General features: G+C 54.7%; 16 protein-coding genes. 10 read left to right on the forward strand and 6 right to left on the reverse strand.

Translation table 11 applies throughout. The features are described from left to right. Positions 1 to 77 precede the first annotated feature (77 nt). The 3 genes from QKW35_RS04955 (at position 78) to QKW35_RS04965 (ending at position 5529) form a co-directional block, all read left to right on the forward strand. The gene (locus tag QKW35_RS04955) at positions 78 to 2933 is read left to right on the forward strand and encodes a valine--tRNA ligase (protein ID WP_282351171.1); all 2856 of its coding nucleotides are present in this window, start codon (positions 78 to 80) and stop codon (positions 2931 to 2933) included. Positions 2934 to 3759: 826 nt separating this feature from the next. Continuing rightward, positions 3760 to 4959, forward strand: coding sequence for a S1 family peptidase (locus tag QKW35_RS04960; protein ID WP_282351172.1), 1200 nt, complete (start codon positions 3760 to 3762; stop codon positions 4957 to 4959). 12 nt (positions 4960 to 4971) lie between these two features. Further along, the gene (locus tag QKW35_RS04965) at positions 4972 to 5529 is read left to right on the forward strand and encodes a hypothetical protein (RefSeq protein WP_282351174.1); all 558 of its coding nucleotides are present in this window, start codon (positions 4972 to 4974) and stop codon (positions 5527 to 5529) included. Positions 5530 to 5674: 145 nt separating this feature from the next. On the opposite strand, the gene QKW35_RS04970 is transcribed toward QKW35_RS04965, so the two are convergent. Then, positions 5675 to 6301, reverse strand: a complete 627-nt coding sequence (locus tag QKW35_RS04970; RefSeq protein ID WP_282351175.1) for a hypothetical protein — start codon at positions 6299 to 6301, stop codon at positions 5675 to 5677. Between the two features lie 144 nt (positions 6302 to 6445). On the opposite strand from QKW35_RS04970, the gene QKW35_RS04975 reads away from it, so the two are divergent. The 3 genes from QKW35_RS04975 (at position 6446) to QKW35_RS04985 (ending at position 8229) form a co-directional block, all read left to right on the forward strand. Then, the gene (locus QKW35_RS04975) at positions 6446 to 6865 is read left to right on the forward strand and encodes a hypothetical protein (protein ID WP_282351176.1); all 420 of its coding nucleotides are present in this window, start codon (positions 6446 to 6448) and stop codon (positions 6863 to 6865) included. Positions 6866 to 7229: 364 nt separating this feature from the next. Further along, positions 7230 to 7709 (forward strand): hypothetical protein, encoded by a 480-nt coding sequence (locus QKW35_RS04980; RefSeq protein WP_282351177.1) that lies wholly within the window; start codon positions 7230 to 7232, stop codon positions 7707 to 7709. 73 nt (positions 7710 to 7782) lie between these two features. Next, entirely contained in the window at positions 7783 to 8229 is a 447-nt protein-coding gene (locus QKW35_RS04985) for a hypothetical protein (protein ID WP_282351179.1), read from the forward strand. Between the two features lie 141 nt (positions 8230 to 8370). Here QKW35_RS04985 and QKW35_RS04990 read toward each other — a convergent pair whose 3' ends face one another. Further along, the gene (locus QKW35_RS04990; RefSeq protein ID WP_282351181.1) at positions 8371 to 9303 is read right to left on the reverse strand and encodes a DMT family transporter; all 933 of its coding nucleotides are present in this window, start codon (positions 9301 to 9303) and stop codon (positions 8371 to 8373) included. 112 nt (positions 9304 to 9415) lie between these two features. Here QKW35_RS04990 and QKW35_RS04995 point away from each other — a divergent pair, with 112 nt between their 5' ends. Further along, the gene (locus tag QKW35_RS04995; protein WP_282351183.1) at positions 9416 to 10207 is read left to right on the forward strand and encodes an AraC family transcriptional regulator; all 792 of its coding nucleotides are present in this window, start codon (positions 9416 to 9418) and stop codon (positions 10205 to 10207) included. An 18-nt stretch (positions 10208 to 10225) separates the two neighbouring features. On the opposite strand, the gene QKW35_RS05000 is transcribed toward QKW35_RS04995, so the two are convergent. Together QKW35_RS05000 and QKW35_RS05005 are read right to left on the reverse strand one after the other, a co-directional pair. After that, positions 10226 to 11071, reverse strand: coding sequence for an alpha/beta hydrolase (locus tag QKW35_RS05000; protein ID WP_282351186.1), 846 nt, complete (start codon positions 11069 to 11071; stop codon positions 10226 to 10228). An 11-nt stretch (positions 11072 to 11082) separates the two neighbouring features. Then, a complete protein-coding gene (locus QKW35_RS05005; protein ID WP_282351188.1) occupies positions 11083 to 11949 on the reverse strand; it encodes an MBL fold metallo-hydrolase in 867 nt (288 codons plus the stop codon). A gap of 183 nt (positions 11950 to 12132) precedes the next feature. Here QKW35_RS05005 and QKW35_RS05010 point away from each other — a divergent pair, with 183 nt between their 5' ends. Beyond that, positions 12133 to 12648, forward strand: coding sequence for a thioesterase family protein (locus QKW35_RS05010; RefSeq protein WP_282351189.1), 516 nt, complete (start codon positions 12133 to 12135; stop codon positions 12646 to 12648). Positions 12649 to 12999: 351 nt separating this feature from the next. Then, entirely contained in the window at positions 13000 to 14922 is a 1923-nt protein-coding gene (locus tag QKW35_RS05015) for a S8 family peptidase (protein ID WP_282351191.1), read from the forward strand. 75 nt (positions 14923 to 14997) lie between these two features. Here the strand turns inward: QKW35_RS05015 and QKW35_RS05020 are convergent, their stop codons facing one another. Beyond that, positions 14998 to 15945 carry a DUF6635 family protein gene (locus QKW35_RS05020; RefSeq protein ID WP_282351193.1) on the reverse strand — a complete coding sequence of 316 codons (948 nt, stop codon included), beginning with the start codon at positions 15943 to 15945 and terminating at the stop codon, positions 14998 to 15000. A 165-nt stretch (positions 15946 to 16110) separates the two neighbouring features. After that, positions 16111 to 16665 carry a cysteine hydrolase family protein gene (locus tag QKW35_RS05025; protein ID WP_282351195.1) on the reverse strand — a complete coding sequence of 185 codons (555 nt, stop codon included), beginning with the start codon at positions 16663 to 16665 and terminating at the stop codon, positions 16111 to 16113. Positions 16666 to 16766: 101 nt separating this feature from the next. Here QKW35_RS05025 and QKW35_RS05030 point away from each other — a divergent pair, with 101 nt between their 5' ends. Beyond that, the gene (locus QKW35_RS05030; RefSeq protein ID WP_282351197.1) at positions 16767 to 17708 is read left to right on the forward strand and encodes a GlxA family transcriptional regulator; all 942 of its coding nucleotides are present in this window, start codon (positions 16767 to 16769) and stop codon (positions 17706 to 17708) included. Positions 17709 to 17729 lie beyond the last annotated feature (21 nt).

Here is a 17729-nt window from a genome sequence, read left to right on the forward strand (position 1 = left end):
AGCCCTACATTCCATCGCCGTCAATCTGTATAATTTGGCGATTAATTTTGAACGAAGATTAGAGAAGCCAGAATCTAATGGAAACAACCTACCAGCCACACGAGATTGAGAAATCCTGGTACCAGACCTGGGAAGAGAATAATTACTTCGCTCCTTCCGGCGAAGGTGACTCCTACTGCATCATGATTCCGCCGCCGAACGTCACCGGCAGCCTGCACATGGGTCACGCTTTCCAGCACACCATCATGGATGCTCTCACCCGCTACAAGCGTATGCAGGGTAAGAACACGCTGTGGCAGGTCGGTACCGACCACGCCGGTATCGCCACCCAGATGGTGGTTGAGCGTAAGCTGGCCGCCGAACAGCAGAAATCCCGTCACGATCTGGGCCGCGACGCCTTCATCGAAAAGATCTGGGAATGGAAAGAAGAGTCCGGCGGTACCATTACCCGTCAGATGCGCCGTCTGGGTAACTCCGTAGACTGGCCGACCGAACGTTTCACCATGGACTCCGGTTTCTACAACGCCGTGCAGGAAGTGTTCATCCGCCTGTACGACGAAGGCCTGGTGTACCGTGGCAAGCGCCTGGTTAACTGGGACCCGAAACTGCACACCGCCATCTCTGACCTGGAAGTTGAGAACAAAGAAACCAAAGGGAAGATGTGGTACCTGCGCTATCCTCTGGCAGATGGCGTCAAGACTGCAGCGGGCGACGATCACATCGTCGTCGGCACCACCCGTCCGGAAACCATGCTGGGTGATACCGGTGTAGCGGTTAACCCGGACGATGAGCGTTACAAAGATCTGATCGGCAAAGAGATCATCCTGCCGCTGGTTGGCCGCCGTATCCCTATCGTCGGCGACGAGCACGCCGACATGGAGAAAGGTACCGGCTGTGTGAAGATCACCCCGGCACACGACTTCAACGATAACGAAGTGGGCAAGCGCTGCGGCCTGCCGATGATCAACGTGCTGACCTTCAACGCCGACATCCGCGACGAAGCGGAAGCGTTCAACACCGACGGCACCCCGAACAACGAAATCGACACCACCCTGCCGGAGAAATACCGCGGCATGGAACGTTTCGCGGCACGCCGTGAAATCGTAGCGGACTTCGAAGAAGCCGGCCTGCTGGTGAAGATCGAAGAGAACGACATGACCGTGCCTTACGGCGACCGTGGCGGTGTGGTTATCGAACCGATGCTGACCGACCAGTGGTTCTGCGATGCCAAGACTCTGGCCAAGCCTGCGGTTGAAGCGGTAGAGAACGGCGACATCCAGTTCGTGCCTAAGCAGTACGAAAACATGTACAACGCCTGGATGCGTGACATTCAGGACTGGTGTATCTCACGTCAGCTGTGGTGGGGTCACCGTATCCCGGCGTTCTACGACAACGAAGGCAACGTCTACGTAGCCAACGACAAGGACGCTGCACGCGAGAAATACGGTCTGGATCTGGAAACCGAACTGCGCCAGGACGACGACGTACTGGATACCTGGTTCAGCTCCGCGCTGTGGACCTTCGGCACACTGGGCTGGCCGGAAGCGACCGAGCGCCTGAAGACCTTCCACCCGACCGATGTACTGGTCACCGGTTTCGACATCATCTTCTTCTGGGTGGCGCGCATGATCATGATGACCATGCACTTCATGAAAGACGAAGACGGCAAACCACAGGTACCGTTCAAAACCGTATACGTCACCGGTCTGATCCGTGACGAGAGCGGCGACAAGATGTCCAAGTCCAAGGGTAACGTTCTGGACCCACTGGACATGATCGACGGTATCGACCTGCCTGCCCTGCTGGACAAGCGTTGCGGCAACATGATGCAGCCGCAGCTGGCTGAGAAGATCGGCAAGCGTACCGAGAAGCAGTTCCCTGAAGGTATTGCGGCACACGGCACCGACGCCTTGCGCTTCACCCTGGCTGCACTGGCTTCTACCGGCCGTGACATCAACTGGGACATGAAGCGTCTGGAAGGTTACCGTAACTTCTGTAACAAGATCTGGAACGCGGCCCGTTACGTGCAGATGAACACCGAAGGTGAAGACTGCGGTCAGAACGGCGGTGAGATCGAACTGTCTCTGGCGGATCGCTGGATCGAGAGCAAACTGCAGAGTGTACAGACCACGGTAAACAAGCACTTCGAAGAATACCGCTTCGATATGGCATCCCAGGCCCTGTACGACTTCGTATGGAACGACTACTGCGCATGGTACCTGGAGCTGTCCAAGCCGGTATTGTGGGACGACAACGCCTCCGCTGAAGCCAAGCGCGGTACCCGTCACACCCTGGTACGTGTATTGGAAGCGATCATGCGCCTGCTGCACCCGATCATGCCGTACATCACCGAAGAGATCTGGCAGTCCATCAAGGAGCTGGCCGGTGTTGAAGGTGACACCATCATGCTGCAGGCCTACCCGGAAGCAGATGCATCCAAGCACGATGCAGACGCAGAAGCGGAAGTTGCGTGGCTGCAGGCGATCATCACCGGCATCCGTAACATCCGTGGTGAGATGGGTATCTCCCCGGCGAAGGATCTGGACGTACTGTTCAAGAACGGCAGCGAAGACGACAAAGCGCGTCTGGAGCGCAACAAGGTGTTCCTGTCCAAGCTGGCGTCCCTGGCATCCATTACCTGGCTGAACGAAGGCGACGAAGCACCGATGGCTGCCACCCAGCTGGCGGGTGATATGGAAGTCCTGGTACCGATGGCTGGCCTGATCGACAAAGATGCCGAACTGGCGCGTCTGCAGAAGTCCCTGGACAAGTTGAAGAAAGAGATCGGTCGCTTCGAAGGCAAGCTGAGCAATGAACGTTTTGTGGCGAACGCGCCGGAAGACGTTATTGCCAAAGAGCGTGAGAAGCTGGCAGATGCCCAGTCCTCTTACGACAAGCTGGCTGAGCAGTATGCGAAGATTGAGGCGCTGTAAGGTTTTGTGACCTTACGCCCTGAATTGAAAAAGCCCGCGAATGCGGGCTTTTTTGTGCGCGTTTGTTGCTGCGGGCTTTTATACCCTTTGGGGGCCGACCGCGGCAAACCTCGGACTATCTGAATTCCACCGAACTATAACGTAACCATTGACACTGTAGGGCATCGATTTATCGTGCCTCCCGCGGTGCTTTTGGGGTGCCGCTGATTCCAGATGCTTTCTGGTGTCTCGTTCCAATGTTCTGCGTGAAAATGGGGATTGATGTTCATCCACCTGTTCGTTGGTCAAGGGGAACACGCATTCCCCTTTACGATCCCCCGCGCCCCTACTACTTGCCCGCTTCGCGGGTTCCCTGCGCGCTTCACAATCAATCGACGCTGCGGAACTCGGCCTTCGGCCTCAAACAGTCCTCGCGTTTATTCGATTGATCGCAGAAGTGCTCGGCGGAGTAGAAGGGGATCAAAGTTCATACCGAGCTCCTTAAATCTCTGCGTAGATATTATCTTAACTATCACAGGTTTATCCAAGGACTGCGCATTCGTTGCTTTGTGCTTAACTTTCGAAGTGCAGTTTGCCCTGCGGCATCACGGCTTAGAGTAATTTTGCTTTCGGCTTTTTTCCGGCTAAGATGGCCGGACTACGAATATTCTCTTATGGCAAAATTTCTGAGTTAAGGACAACCATGTACCAACAAATCGGACTGTATATCCTTCCCTCCCTAGCTTCTCAAAGCCTTTTGCCTGCCATATCAACGCGCAGGGATACCGATGCGCTAAGTATATCCGTAAAGGCCTGACGTACTTTCCAACCTCTTATAGGAACGAAAATGAAAAGGATACTGACTCTGCTTCTGGCTGTTGTACTAACAGGCTGTGAAGCAACAGCAGTAAAAGATACTGCATCGATTCAGACTAAAGCTGTTCTTTCGCAAGACATTCAAACTCCGGTCCAAGTGCCAGTAGCATTTTATGTCGATCGAGGAAAGCCAGAACTCGGTGTGAACTTCTACGGTCAGCTGGAAAAGGCCACGAAATTTGTCGGCGATAGTATGTTTATGAGCGCCGAGAAGGTATCAACGGATAGTAAGTATCAGTTTCTGATCTACTTTAAGACTTCCAGCCGGTGGGATCGTACATGGGGCGGTTGGGATTCTGTTATCGACATGACAGTTTATTCCAAGACTGGCGAAAACCTGTACAGCACTTCAACACCTACCAGTACTGCTGCAATGACCGGCCTGTACGATATGACGGCCATCTACAACTCATTCGCTCAAGGAACTAAAGAAGCCATTACCGGTTTCCTGAATTCACAGGGTTCTGCAAATCTGGCCAAGGCCCAAGCCGACTTTATTGTGAACCCGGTTGTACTGTCCCTTAAAGACATTCTGGGGGATAAGTATTCACCTGAGTCCACCGGTACTGGCTTCTTTGTGAATAAAGACGGTCAGCTGGTAACCTCTGCCCATGTGGTAGATCAGTGTTTGTACCTGGAAGTGCGACACAAAGGCCAAAAACTGCCTGCCAAGGTAGAACACTTCAGCTCCATTCTTGATCTGGCGGTTGTGAGCACCGACTTTACGCAGACAAACCACGCAACCATCAGCAACACGAAAGCACCGTCGCTGGGTAAGCAGGTTTTTGTTACCGGTTTCCCTCTCTCCGGTATTTTGTCTGAGTACCCATCTCTGACGATGGGTAACGTAAGCTCTCTTGGTGGTCTGAAAGGCTCGCAGGGACACTTCCAGTTCAGCGCTCCAATCCAGCCCGGCAACAGCGGCGGCGCAGTGGTTGATTTCAGAGGCAATGTCTTGGGCGTTGTATCCAGCACCCTGAATCAGGAGATGATGCTGACCGAGATGAAGACCACCTCTCAGAACGTCAACTTCGGTGTGGAGGTTGGGCTGCTGAAACGTTTCCTCGATAAGAAGAACATTTCTTACCCTCTGGCAGACAGTAAAACTGATTTCGAAACTTCGTCTGCTGCGGCGGTTGAATACACAAACCAAGTGCTTTGTTACAAGTAAACGGAGGTACTCATGATGAAAGCTCTACTCAAAGGATGTATTGCATCACTACTTGTGGTACTGGCTTCCCCTTCTCTGGCCGAAGACTATCAGCACACCGGTGAAAAATATCCGCCAGTACTGTTCGTAACTAATATCGAGAATCAGAGCTTCAAAGATAAGCTGGTCAGTTACGGCGCTTTTCAGAAAATTGATGCCGAATCTGTAGGTCTTCCGATTGGCGTCCGTGTTCTGAAAGGTCGCCGTACCAAATCCGACGGTACTCAGTTCTCAACGCTCATGCTTTCTGCCACTACACTTGGTCTGATTCCGGTCGTTTCTAACACCGAATTTAAAGTGCGCTACGAAGTATTCGTCCTGGGTCGATCTATTGCTGAGTTCAACTACCAGACCGACTCTACTGAGGCGAACAGTCTCTGGGCAGGGCAGCCAGGATCACGTCCAAACAAGCCATCTGAGGATCTGTTTATGGAATACACCCTGTCTCAGTTCCTGAATGAACTCAAAGATCATAAAGAGGTGCAAGAACTCTTTGCCGAGTACCACGAGTACTTCCCAGTTAAGAAATAAACGTCCGCTTTACGGGCCTTACTCTGCAATGACAGTAAGGCTCGTTTCTCCCATCATGAGCAGGCACTCCCCTATACAAGCACAGCGTACTCATCCTCAGCTGATGAAAGTAGTTCGGGTAAAGGGAACAGATTTATTTCCCTTGTCACCTCCCACAAACCTCATCCCGCAACTGAATAGTCCTTGGATCTCTACTACTCATCGCCTGAATTCTGAGCACCGAGCACTGCTGTCGCCTTTTCAGCTCCTGATCATCCGCTACTGTAGAACGTCTTACCTCTGCAACCACGGATTTAAATTCCACCGATGCTGCGCAGTAGAGATTCTTTAGTTTCTGATGCTTCCAGTGGTCACTTGGATTATTGGTCAGGTGACGGCAGGTTTCGATGAACAGTGCGCGGGCGGCGCGAGTGCATTTGGAGTATTCCAGCAGGTTGTGTTTGAGCTGGGCGCAGACGGAATTTTTACGTAAGCGCCATAGCTGGTACTGGAACGTGACTGGCTGGTCTCTGTAGATCACATGCTTAGATTCAAGCTCAACACCCAACATATCGCGCTGGGTGGAGGTGACGTGTAGGCAAGGTCGTGGATAAAGGAACTGTACGCGCGGGCAATCACGTTGCCCGCGTGCAGTGGTGCGGAGACCAGTAGAAGTAAAACGAAGAGACGCGTCCAATGCATCGTACAAACCCTGTATCCAATCCTTACCCAGCCCATCCCGGCCGGTTATTGAACAGTAGTGTGCTACGTGTTCGTTTTGGGTGCAAGCCATTGCAGGTGGGGCCTGGCACTTACTGTGTTTTCAGCTGGCCTCGCAGATGGGTCGGGCCGTAGCCCTTATTTCTCTATACCGGCCGATTATTCATAAACTTTCCGGTACGCTGAACAGGGTGTACGTTCTTGTTAGGGTATAGCAATGAAAAGCAAAACCGTGGGTATTATCGATAAGACCACTGCAATGTCTTTGCAGGCGCTGGAGCAGCTTGCGGCTGAGTCCGATTGTATTCTGCAACTGACGGTCACAGCTGTGCTGGAGGCGGAGTCAGCACACTTTGAGGGCGGCGATACCTGGGTATTTGACCGGTATAGGGTGAACATCGACAGATGTATTTTTCCAGTTCAGCCCGACTCTGACTGGATGAACAACACGCTGATCATGCCAGGGGTCAAAAAGGGATGCCCCGAGGTTAACACGCTTCAGATCGGAAGCTGTTATATCGCGTTTTACAACTACAGTGCGATGGCCAGGGGCTATTCGCTGGAGGGCTTGTTACCTGTGACGGAGGAGATAGCCCTTCAGATCACCCACGCCACTCAGAACGCAGGCGAATGTTAGCCAGCGCCTCTGTTTCGGCCATGACGGACTGCACTGAAACCAGGGTATGCTGTTGCGCTGCAAACCCGATAGTAACGATTGACCGTCAAAGGGTGCCTTTTCGGCCACAACGTGACACAGTAGAGACCGTATTGAATGCTCACTCAAGGAAGGCACAGCAGCTGTGCCCCCAATACCTATGCTAGCCGCGCGCTTGGCCCGCAAAGCGCAGATGCGTATTCAGGGTCTCTGAGCCGAAGCGGTTCTCGAACGCCTGTGAGCTTTTTCGGTCGTTACCACGGCACGGATAGCGAATGCCTCCGGTCGGGGTGTCATTGGTACGCTGCGCGATGATTTCAGAGCAGTATTTGGAGGGTAATGGGGTATGCGCCGGTTCCTGTTTTCGCTTTTTTTCGTTGTATTGATGCCGTCCAGCGTAGCCGTTGCGGCAGAGCCAGTCACCGGACAAGACCAGACGCTCGCTGAAACCGGCTGGCAATGGATGCTGACCGACACGGATACCTTGCGTGTACAGATGTCGAACGCCCTTAGAGACAACGCGACCTACGATATCAGTGAATGCATGTTCTGCTCCGGGGAAGAAGATAACTGTCAGGAAGATGGCGTCTACCCCGTTAACCTGCCAGAGAACGAACCCGCCATCGCGGTTGTCTGCCACACGGGCGCACACAGCCAGCGGGTGCAGGTGCTGGCGCCAATGCGTGATCGGAAACAGCCTGTCTTTACGGCCACTGGCACCTACTGGGTTGACTACCAGCCATTGGACCGGGGCTTCAATGTGACCTTTGATAAGCGCGGGAGCGACGGCACACCCTCTATAAACACTGCAACCTGGCCAGAATAGAAACCCGATGAACGACTCAAGCCATCACCGGAACAGCCCCGTCCCCGTCTCCTATTCGGATGCAGATCATAGCGTGCGTATCGAGTCGGACTTTCTTGCCGCCAGCGATCCCCTGCCCGCCATTGAGGCGCTCTGCATCGCCATTGCTGAACGCGATCCTGTGAATAACCCGTGCGGGTTGTTCTGTCATCCACTGACGGAAGCAGAAACAACCCTGGTGGTCGGTGCGGATGCGATGCTTCATCAGGCGGAGCTGGCACAGTTGGTCGAAGCGTTGTATATCTCTTGCAACTATCCGCTGCATATCCGTGTTGAAACCAGAGCGACGCAGCCGGTAACGCCTTCGCTTGCTGAGCAGGTCGGGAGGTATCTGAAACCTCAGGCCGAGGGAGGCTATATGGATGACTCCCGGCCAACCCCATCATGGGAGTGGCGATGCGATACGGGCGAAACGCTAGATTCCGCTGCATTGGAAACATACCGTGCGGCAGGCGGATCGGTGACGCTGATCAGATCATGAAGCTCAGCACGATAAGATGTGGCAAGCAGATCATCCCCCTGCTGCAGGAACAGGTCGATGAACCCGGCATCTGAGGCTTAAAGTAAGCGAGCGTGTTGCACCAAGCACGCCAGATGCAAGAGACCTTTTCTAAGGTCTGCACTATGCAGGCTTGCCCGCCCTCCTTTCCCGCCGTTTACTCAGCCAACCGTGACTGCTCACCAGCAGGATGCCACCGATAATCAGGCCGGAGCCGATGATAAAGTTGGCCTCAATCCGTTCGCTCAACAGCCAGTTACCCAGCAGTACGCCAAACACCGGGGTCATAAAGGAGAGGATACCCAGCTGGGAAGCTTTGTATTTGGTGAGCAACCAGAACCAGACCAGGAAGGCGATAAAGGATACAACGATGCCGTGGAACGCCAGGCTGCCCATCGCCTCAGGGGTTGGATTCACATCCGCCTGACCGGTCATATACGCCCATAGCGAGAGCAGTACAAAGGCCACCACCAACTGGTACAGCAGCGTCTGCCGGGCAGGCAAGGCACTCAATCCGGTGGCACGTACGACAACGGTGGTAAGCCCCCAAGCGGCACCGGCCAGCAGGGCGAGGAAGTCTCCCCAAAGCACGTCACGGCTGAGCGTGGCTGTCGAATCCCCGCCCAGAAAGGCGAGTACGATACCGACAAACGCCAGCAGAATACCCAACCACTGCAAGCGGCTCATGCGCTCGTTAGGGATCTTCAGGTGCAAACCGATGGCGGCGAAGATCGGCGAGGTATAGAGAAACACGGTGGCATGCCCGGCGGAGGTCTTGTTCAGCGCTTCACCCACCAGCAGAAACTCCAGGGTGAACAACACACCAATCAGCAGCGCTGGAATCCGGTTTTCCGGGGCCAGCGGCATCCGGTGCCGTTGAACCAGAATCAACCCGATCAACAGTGCGGCAGCGATGCCGGAGCGCAAGGCGATCTGAAAAACAGGCGCAAGGTCCTCAGCCACGGCTTTCAACATGACCTGCTGCGAGGCCATTACCATGCAGAAGATGGTCATCGTACCAATGGCAAAGAGATCTAACGGTTGTCGGGTACCCATGGCGCCTCCCGGTTGTTGAATGAATAAAGTGAACTGGCGCCATTATCTTTTGTCAGCATTTATCGATATAGCTAGAATCAGACAACCGATAACGCAGATCAGCCAGTAGCTTATGACCAAGGGCCCTCATATCCATCAACCGCTGGACTTCGAAACACTGCCGGAGCCCGTGTTTTTCTTCGAGCGGGTGATGCCCAGCGATACCATCTATCCACCGCAAACCCACCGCTGGGGGGAGTTCGTGTTCTCGTTCTGCGGGGTGCTGGAACTGCACGCGGAGGGCTCGCTCTTCCGGGTGCCACCCAATCACGGCCTGTGGCATCCACCGGAAACGGAGCACCGGGGCGGAAACCGTGCCGCCTCCCTGCACTGTTCGTTGTATATCGAACCGGAACTCGCCGCGGCCAAGGGCTTGCCCTACACAACCTGCGCCCTGACCATCAACGCGATGGTGCGCTCGATGCTGAACCACCTGCGGATCAATCCCCCTGTGACGCCCTACACACAGCAAGAGAGTCGCTTACTGGACGTGGTTGTGGATCAGCTGGGCATCGCCCCCTGTGCAGGCAGTTACCTGCCCACATCGGATGATGCGGCCTTATCAAAGGTACTGGCCTACCTGGAAGATAACCCCCGCGATAACTGCCCGGTACGGCAACTGGCAGAACGCTTCGGTACCACCGAGCGCACTCTGGCCCGCAAAGCGCAGCGGGATCTGGGGATGCCGTTAAGTGAGTGGCGCCAGCGTCTGAAGGTGGTGCGGGCGATGCCGATGCTGCAGGCGGGTGTGACGGTGGAGAACGTGGCGCTGGATCTGGGTTACAGCACCGCTTCGGCCTTTATCGCCATGTTCCGCCGGTTGCTGGATATCACACCGGATGAGTACAGGAAGAACGCAGAATAGGCAGGCCGCCGATCTCTATCACCAGCGTTCTTCCTGCCCCGCCCTCTCTTCTGGCGCCTTGATAAACGCAGCGACCCGCAACCAGATCGCCTCACCATGCTTAGCAAACAGATCGTTATGACCGGCACCCGACACGCTCAGCATGCTTTTGAAGTCTGACGGATAGCGTTGATAAAGTTTGGCTCCCAGCCGGTACGGCACCTCCCGATCCCGCTCCCCGTGGATAAACAGTGCAGGCAGATTAATACGCTCCACTTTGGCGGCCTGATCAAAGGGACGCCTGTCCACCAACCAACGCAGCCACCCCATTCCCGCAGAGGCCATCACCTCATGGGCACTGGTAAAGGTGCTGATCAGGATCAGCCCACCCAATTCCCGATCTTGCGCCAGATCGATAGCCACAGTGGAGCCGAGGGAGCGACCGAAGACAAAGATGTTCTGCGGGGCGAATTTCAGTTTTTCAGTGGCGTATGTTAAGGCCGCTTTGCCGTCTGCATAGATACCAGGTTCACTGGGTTTGCCTTCGCTGCGGCCGTATCCCCGATACCCCACCAGCAGGACGCCAACCCCGGTTTCAGCCAACCGTTTGGCCGCGGGAAGACGATGCAGCGCATGGCCGGCGTTCCCGTGGAAAAACAGCACCAGCTTTTTACTTTTGGGATTAGGCACGTAAAACCCGTGCAGTCGCACACCGTCTTCCGTGGTGAAAGCCACATCCCGAACATCGCTGCCCGCCAGGCTGTAGTCTTCGGCACTGAAGCGCATGGGAAAGAAGGCGAAGTGGTTAACGATGGTGTCGGTACAACCGCTCAGCAGCAGCGGGACAAGCGTGGAGATAATCAGAGTATGCAGGCGCCTAACCATCCCCCCTCCCCTCAAAAGCGGTTAAGCGGAATCTTCAGGTAACTCACCCCGTTCTCTTCTGATTCGGGCAAGCGTCCACCGCGGATATTCAGCTGCACGGCAGGCAACATCAACCTGGGTAGATCCAAGGTTTTATCCCGTGTTTCCCGCACGGTCACAAACTCGCTCTGGGGGGTTTCGGCACGGAGGTGCTGATTGAGCGTTTTCTGCTCTAACACGCTGGTTTCAAAATGGTAGTGCTCCCGCCCATCGCCGGGATAATCGTGGCACACGTAGATACGGGTATCGTCCGGCAGTTGGTAGATTCGCTGGATCGAGTCGTAAAGCGTTGCGGCATCACCACCGGGAAAGTCACAGCGGGCAGTGCCCAAATCGGGCATAAACAGGGTATCACCGACAAACAACGCATCGCCGATCAGGTAGCACACACAGGCGGGCGTGTGACCGGGAGTATGGATTACGCGTGCATCTAGACTACCTATCAGGAAGTGTTCGCCATCCTCAAATAACCGCTGGAACTGACTGCCGTCACTACGGAATCCACCGTCCAGATGAAAGAGCCCGGCAAAGGTTTTCTGCACCTCGGTTACCCGACTGCCGATTCCCATCTGTCCGCCCAGTTTCTCATACAGGTACGCCGCGGCGCTGACGTGATCGGCGTGCACATGGGTATCCAGGATCCACTGCACGTTCAGGTGCTGGCGTTGAATAAAATCGATAATACGGTCGGCAAAATGGTGAACGGTGCGTGCGGCCACCGGATCAAACCCCAACACCGGATCGATGATCGCGCAGGCGCTGCTCGTCGGATCGCCCACAATGTAGCTAAGTGAACCGGTTTCTTCGTCAAAGAAATGCGTTACCCGAGGCTTCAGCATACGATCGCTCCCAATAGGTTCCCTGCTGCCTTTTCACCCTGTTTGTTCAGTCTGAAGCTTAGGTTAAATACGACAGAAAGTGTCGCGCCAAAGGAAAGACGCCCGAGCGAAAAGTAACGTAGAATGCGGGTTAACCCTAGGCTAGATTCCCGTTTACGGTACAAGAACACTAAGGACACCCGCATGAACTACTCTGTTACCGCCTCTAAAGACGACAGCGGTTACCTGCTTACTCACTACGGCGAGATCAAGGCCGAATCCTGCGACTACAACGGCCACCTGAACGAGGGTCACGCGCTGGTAATGCTGTCACTGGCCACCGACACGATCCTGGATGCAATCAAGCTGGATGCTGCCGGGCGTGAACGCCTGAACTTCAGTGCATTCACAGTCCAGAACAACCTCTACTACCGTGCCGAAGGTCATGAAGGACAAGCCGTCTTCGCCCAATCCCAAGTGCTGGCGTTTGATGAGAAGCGGCTGCGTATGTTCCATCGGCTGCTGGATGCCAACGACGGGACCGTGCTGGTAGAGCTGGAGTGTCTGATGTTGGGGGTGGATATGGCTGCGCGCCGTGCAGCGGCTTGGCCGGAAGCAGTTGCTGAGGCGATTTCGACCTTGGCGCAGTCACAGAATACACTGCCGGTGCCGGATAACGCGGGCCAGGCAATCACCAAGCCCGCCTTAAGCAACTATTGAGCTAAATACACCCAATAAGATCATCAAGCCGGTCCAACTGTTAGTAAGAGACCGGCTTCGTTTTCCCTGCCTCTATTTGATTGCCAGTCACTAAGTTCACGTTTTGCTGTAGAAACTTTCATGTACTTGGCAAAACGCCCCTTCACCACCTTAATGCGTTGATTACGAAACGATTTAGAACACCTGTAAAGGTTTAGTAACAGTTAGATGCGGTGGTGTCCGGATGAACTTACAGCCTGTATAACCTATATCTAAAGTTATTGAATGTTCACTACGCTTAAACGACGTAGCCCGTGTAATGCACAGGTATTCGATCAATGCCCAAATCTCCATGATCCGAGGAGGGCCATTATGTTGTTTTTCAGGCTGGTTACCACGCTACTGATTTTTGCCATCAGCAGCTTCACACACCTCGCCCATGCCAAACCACTCGATATTCGCGCTTTAGCAGAAACACCCTATGCCCCCGACCGGGTATTAGTGAAGTTTAAGCCGGGTACCAGTGCCTCAGAGCAAGGCCAAGCGCATCGTGCAGCCAGTGGGGCACTCCTTTCTTCGCTCGAAAGTATCGATGTAAAAGTAATTCAGGTCCCCAGCGGCAAGGTGCCAGCAGCCATCAAGGTTTATGAATCAAATCCCAATGTGCTTTACGCTGAGCCAGATTACTACCGGCTACTCGTTGTCCCCAACGAAGAGGCTGGCCCTACCCCGGCAGGCGGTGGCAACTACTTCGACGAGCAGTGGTACCTGCATAATGAAGGTCAGGATCACACCTATGTTCGCACGACGATACTGGGGCAAAGCCTTGCGACTACTAGCGGCGCCGCAGATGCAGACATCAATGCACCAGCTGCGTGGGATAACAATACGGGCGTTGCCACCACTGATGTGACGGCGGTGGATACACCCAAGGTTGCGGTGCTTGATAGCGGTGCAGACTGCAACGCGCTGGAACTGCAGGGCAAATGTATCGAACAGGTGAATCTGGTCGGCCTGTCCGTAGGTTATCTAGATATCTGCTCAGCGAGCGATCCAGCCTGTGACAATCTGGGTCACGGCACCTTTGTCAGCTCAGAAGTTGGCGCCAACACCGATAACGGCGAGGGGATCGCCGGGGTTGCATGGGACACCAGCTTAGGGATCTTTAAGGTGTGTTACCTGGAGCTGGTCACCGATGGAATAAACCTGTTTTATGTGGGTTTGTGCCCGGTGTCCGGCTCTGCAGCTGCGATTGAAAATGCTTCGCAAGACCAGTACATCGACAGCACGCTGGTACGCAGCCGATACCATGTGATCACAATGAGCTACGGCAGCGACTGGATCGATGCGGAGGGAAACATCACCCCAACCACCCCCTCCAACGCCGAGTGTGATGCGATCGCGTATGCCTGGGATCGCGGCGTCGTTGTGGTTGCCGCGGCCGGTAACAACAGCGACACCAACCGGGTTTACCCGGCTGCCTGTACGCACCCAGGCAGCGGAGCGTCTACGGTGATCTCGGTGGCCGCCTCAGATCACAATGACGACCGTGCCGCTTTCTCGACCTACAGCTGGCCGTCAGATGACTGGGTCAGTCTGGCAGCACCGGGAGAAGCGATTATCGGTATACTGCCGGATGCCAATTGCGGCCTGACGCCGGGTACTGACAGCTGCGTAGATTGGTGGAACGGCACATCGATGGCAGCACCATTGGTTGCCGGTGGTGCGGCGCTGGTGTGGAACGACCTTTACAACGATAACGTCGGACTGGCCGGCCCTGGCAGCTGTGATATTGGTGGTGTTGCCTGTAATCAGATCGTTCGCGACCGCCTGCAAAGCAGTGCCGCCACAGTCGGAGCAAGGGGGCAGGACCTACTGGACTGGACACTCCATGGACGTCTGGACTTGGCGGCAGCGTTGGCTGATCCGCAGCCACCTTCAAATCCGGATCCTATCGCCGCTTTCAGTTACAGCTGCACAGGCTACAGTTGCGCATTTAACGCCAATGCCAGCACAGCCAATAGTGCCCTTAGCTACGAATGGGACTTTGGCGACAGCAGTACAACGGATACAACGGTTGCACCCGATCATGTTTACGGTGGCAGTGGCGTTTATACAGTGACCCTAACCGTCACCGACGCCGATTCTGCCACTTCAGCCGTAACTGCGAACCTCAACCTTAAAAACAGTAAACGGTCCATTAGCGGCAGCGCTTCCGCCGACGGCGGCAATGGCGGCGACGGAGGCGGTGACACTAACTGCCCTCCCGGCAAAGCCGCTAAAGGCAAGTGTTAGCCCCAAAACATAAAAGCACCCCGCAGCACCGCAGCGGGGAAAGCTTGAGGGAGAAAATAAGGCTAATCGCTTTTTCTACAACAGGCCTGTTTTGATCAGGTCGAAGGTTTCCAGAATCCGCGCCACATACTGGTCCTTCGGACGGAAACTGTTCCCCGAGCGCTCGAGAAAATCCTGCTCCATATGGTTCAGCATCTTCTGCAGGCGGTAGCGGTGCAAACCCAACGTGGCCTGTATCGGATCAGAGAGAATGCCAGAGAGCGCGGCAAAGGCTGCCAGCGTAGCCAGTACACCGGCTGATACGCTCAGTGTCAGGGCCAGGGTCGGTTCTGGAGGAAACATTTCGTAGTACAGCTCTCCCAGTGTTTCGCCAAAAACAAAGTCCTGCGCAGCCAGTTTTGTGCTGACAATTGAGGTAAGAATCAGCGCAATGCCGATCCCCCCCGGGGTGAACTTCTGGAAGGCAAAAGCCCCCAATACGGTGCAGGATAGCGTGTTGGTAATATCTGCCGACGCGGTACGTGTGACCCGGTATTGGGTCAGCGCTTCCTCGATTATCGGTTCGGCCAGCGCATGGAAACGTGCAGTGTCCAGTTCGGTATGTTCGTGCTGTTCATAGAGTTGCTGAAGCTCAGCCACAATACAGTATTGCAGCGAGCGCTCGGGGTTATTCTTATGCAGCAGATCAGTAAGTACTAACTGCGATATATGCGACTGCACCTGCGTTGTAAATCCGGTCGGGAAACGCTGCAGCAGAGCCACCAGCGGCTGCGTCCCGACAATCCGTCCAAGAACAAACCTCAGAATACTCACCAACGCATAGAGCGGTGCCCAAAACAGATTGACCGGGGCACGTAGCATATCCCATCCCAAAGCCACGCGATTGGTCTGGATCGCCCCCGGATAGCGGAAATGACGGTCGATAAAGTCCGGTAGGGTTTCCCTGCAATGATCAAAGTAGCGGCGGGTACCACGTTCAATAGCGTGCTGAATTTCGGCTTCGGAAAAGCGTGTCTGTGTCATGGGGTAAACGTTACAACGATCTAGCTGGGACCTGTATGACTCTGAAAGAGGGGTTTGTATCCCTTTTCATTCCCCAAATTACAACACGTGGGAAACCACTTTACGATGATTAATGCCGCCACCACATTCCAACAGGTGTAAATGTGGTGACGGCATTCTTTGTCTTTATGCCAGCTCTGACAGCAATACGTCCGTATCGGCGATACGTGCGTAAGCAAATCCCAACGCTGCCATAAAGGCGGCATGGACCTGTTGCGCCGGTACCCTAATGCCATTGGCTTCCTGGTCGCGGGACGCACAGGCGTCTTGCGCCACCGTCACTTCATACCCCAAATCAGCTGCTGCACGCACCCCGGCATCAATACACATATGACTCATTGCCCCCACGACCACCAATGTATCCACATTGAGTTCGTCCAATACGGCTTTCAGGTTGGTGTCGCGAAAACTGTTCGCAAAATGCTTCAGAACAACCGCTTCACCCGTGACGGGAGCTACCCGCTCTTCAATCTGCGCCCCCGCAGAGCCCGGTACAAAAAACGGTGCCTCCTCCGTCTCAAACTCGTGCCGTACGTGTACAACCGGCACGCCCTTTGCCCGGAATGCCGCCAGTAAGCGGGCTGCGTTCTCCACAGCCTCGTTACTGCCGACCAAAGACCATTTACCGCCTTCAAAGTAATCATTCTGAAAATCGATCAAAAGTAGCGCTGTACTCGCCATCTGTTTTCTCCCATGTGATTGATTAGCTGCGTTCTAGTATGCGCGGCACCGGCAACCTATACTGGAGTCAAATCAGGCATATTTAAGGCAAATTCAGACAAGTGACATCAACAGCACAAACAACCAACATCACCATCGTTACGTACCCCGGCGCGATGCAGTCTGCGATTGAAGGGCTGAAGGAGCTGTTTCAGCTTGCCAACCGGTTAGCTGAGCATGAGTACGGCACTCCGTTTTCTGTCACTGTTGTTGATCTCAATGATGTTTCAGGCACAGGTCACAACCAGCAGAGCCAGATCATCATTCTGCCACCGTGTATCGGTGGCGGTTTTTATACTTCCGCCAACACAACACTCAGTGCGTGGCTGCGGGCACAACACAAGCAGGGGGCGGTATTAAGCTCGGTCTGCGCCGGGGCCTTTCTGCTCGCCCAAACCGGTCTCTTAAACCAACGCCCCGCCACCACCCACTGGATGCTGGCCGAGACATTCAGACAACACTTCCCAAACGTGCAACTGGATGACAGCAAGATCCTGATCAACGATGGTGACCTGATCACAGCGGGTGGATTGATGGCCTGGTTGGATCTGGGTTTGGAACTGGTGGCCCAGTTCAGCCATCCAGCCCTCATGCGCCAGCTGGGGAAACAGCTGGTGGTTGATACCGGGCCGCGCGAGCAACGCTACTACCGGCAGTTTGTGCCACGCCTGGACCACGGCGATCAGACGATCCGGGGCTGTCAGCACCATATGCAACGACACTACGCCGATTCTGTGCAGATCAGTGCGCTGGCAGAACAGTGTCACCTGACAGAGCGTACGTTCCTGCGCCGCTTTGTACGGGCAACCGGCCTTAAACCCAGTGAGTATCTGCAACAGCTGCGTATCGCCAAAGCCTGTGATGCCTTGGAATCCGGCCCGCAACCGGTAGAGGTGATCGCCGCCAGTGTGGGATATGAAGATACCAGCGCCTTTCGCAAAACCTTTATCAAAATCACCGGACTGACACCGCGCGATTTTCGTAATCGCTTCGGGCGGCAATAACACAATGTCTTTGCAGTTAAT

It is taken from the genome of Pontibacterium granulatum, assembly GCF_029961155.1.
GTDB lineage: Bacteria > Pseudomonadota > Gammaproteobacteria > Pseudomonadales > Balneatricaceae > Pontibacterium > Pontibacterium granulatum.

Bases quoted from the DNA above. Each gene is read 5' to 3' on its own strand.
- QKW35_RS04965 (WP_282351174.1), top strand. From the start codon at position 4,972: ATGATGAAAGCTCTACTCAAAGGATGTATTGCATCACTACTTGTGGTA.
- QKW35_RS05025 (WP_282351195.1), bottom strand. From the start codon at position 16,665: ATGGCGAGTACAGCGCTACTTTTGATCGATTTTCAGAATGATTACTTT.
- QKW35_RS05010 (WP_282351189.1), top strand. From the start codon at position 12,133: ATGAACTACTCTGTTACCGCCTCTAAAGACGACAGCGGTTACCTGCTT.
- QKW35_RS04990 (WP_282351181.1), bottom strand. From the start codon at position 9,303: ATGGGTACCCGACAACCGTTAGATCTCTTTGCCATTGGTACGATGACC.
- QKW35_RS04970 (WP_282351175.1), bottom strand. From the start codon at position 6,301: ATGGCTTGCACCCAAAACGAACACGTAGCACACTACTGTTCAATAACC.
- QKW35_RS05000 (WP_282351186.1), bottom strand. From the start codon at position 11,071: ATGGTTAGGCGCCTGCATACTCTGATTATCTCCACGCTTGTCCCGCTG.
- QKW35_RS05015 (WP_282351191.1), top strand. From the start codon at position 13,000: ATGTTGTTTTTCAGGCTGGTTACCACGCTACTGATTTTTGCCATCAGC.
- QKW35_RS04975 (WP_282351176.1), top strand. From the start codon at position 6,446: ATGAAAAGCAAAACCGTGGGTATTATCGATAAGACCACTGCAATGTCT.
- QKW35_RS04955 (WP_282351171.1), top strand. From the start codon at position 78: ATGGAAACAACCTACCAGCCACACGAGATTGAGAAATCCTGGTACCAG.
- QKW35_RS04980 (WP_282351177.1), top strand. From the start codon at position 7,230: ATGCGCCGGTTCCTGTTTTCGCTTTTTTTCGTTGTATTGATGCCGTCC.
- QKW35_RS04995 (WP_282351183.1), top strand. From the start codon at position 9,416: ATGACCAAGGGCCCTCATATCCATCAACCGCTGGACTTCGAAACACTG.
- QKW35_RS04960 (WP_282351172.1), top strand. From the start codon at position 3,760: ATGAAAAGGATACTGACTCTGCTTCTGGCTGTTGTACTAACAGGCTGT.
- QKW35_RS05005 (WP_282351188.1), bottom strand. From the start codon at position 11,949: ATGCTGAAGCCTCGGGTAACGCATTTCTTTGACGAAGAAACCGGTTCA.
- QKW35_RS05020 (WP_282351193.1), bottom strand. From the start codon at position 15,945: ATGACACAGACACGCTTTTCCGAAGCCGAAATTCAGCACGCTATTGAA.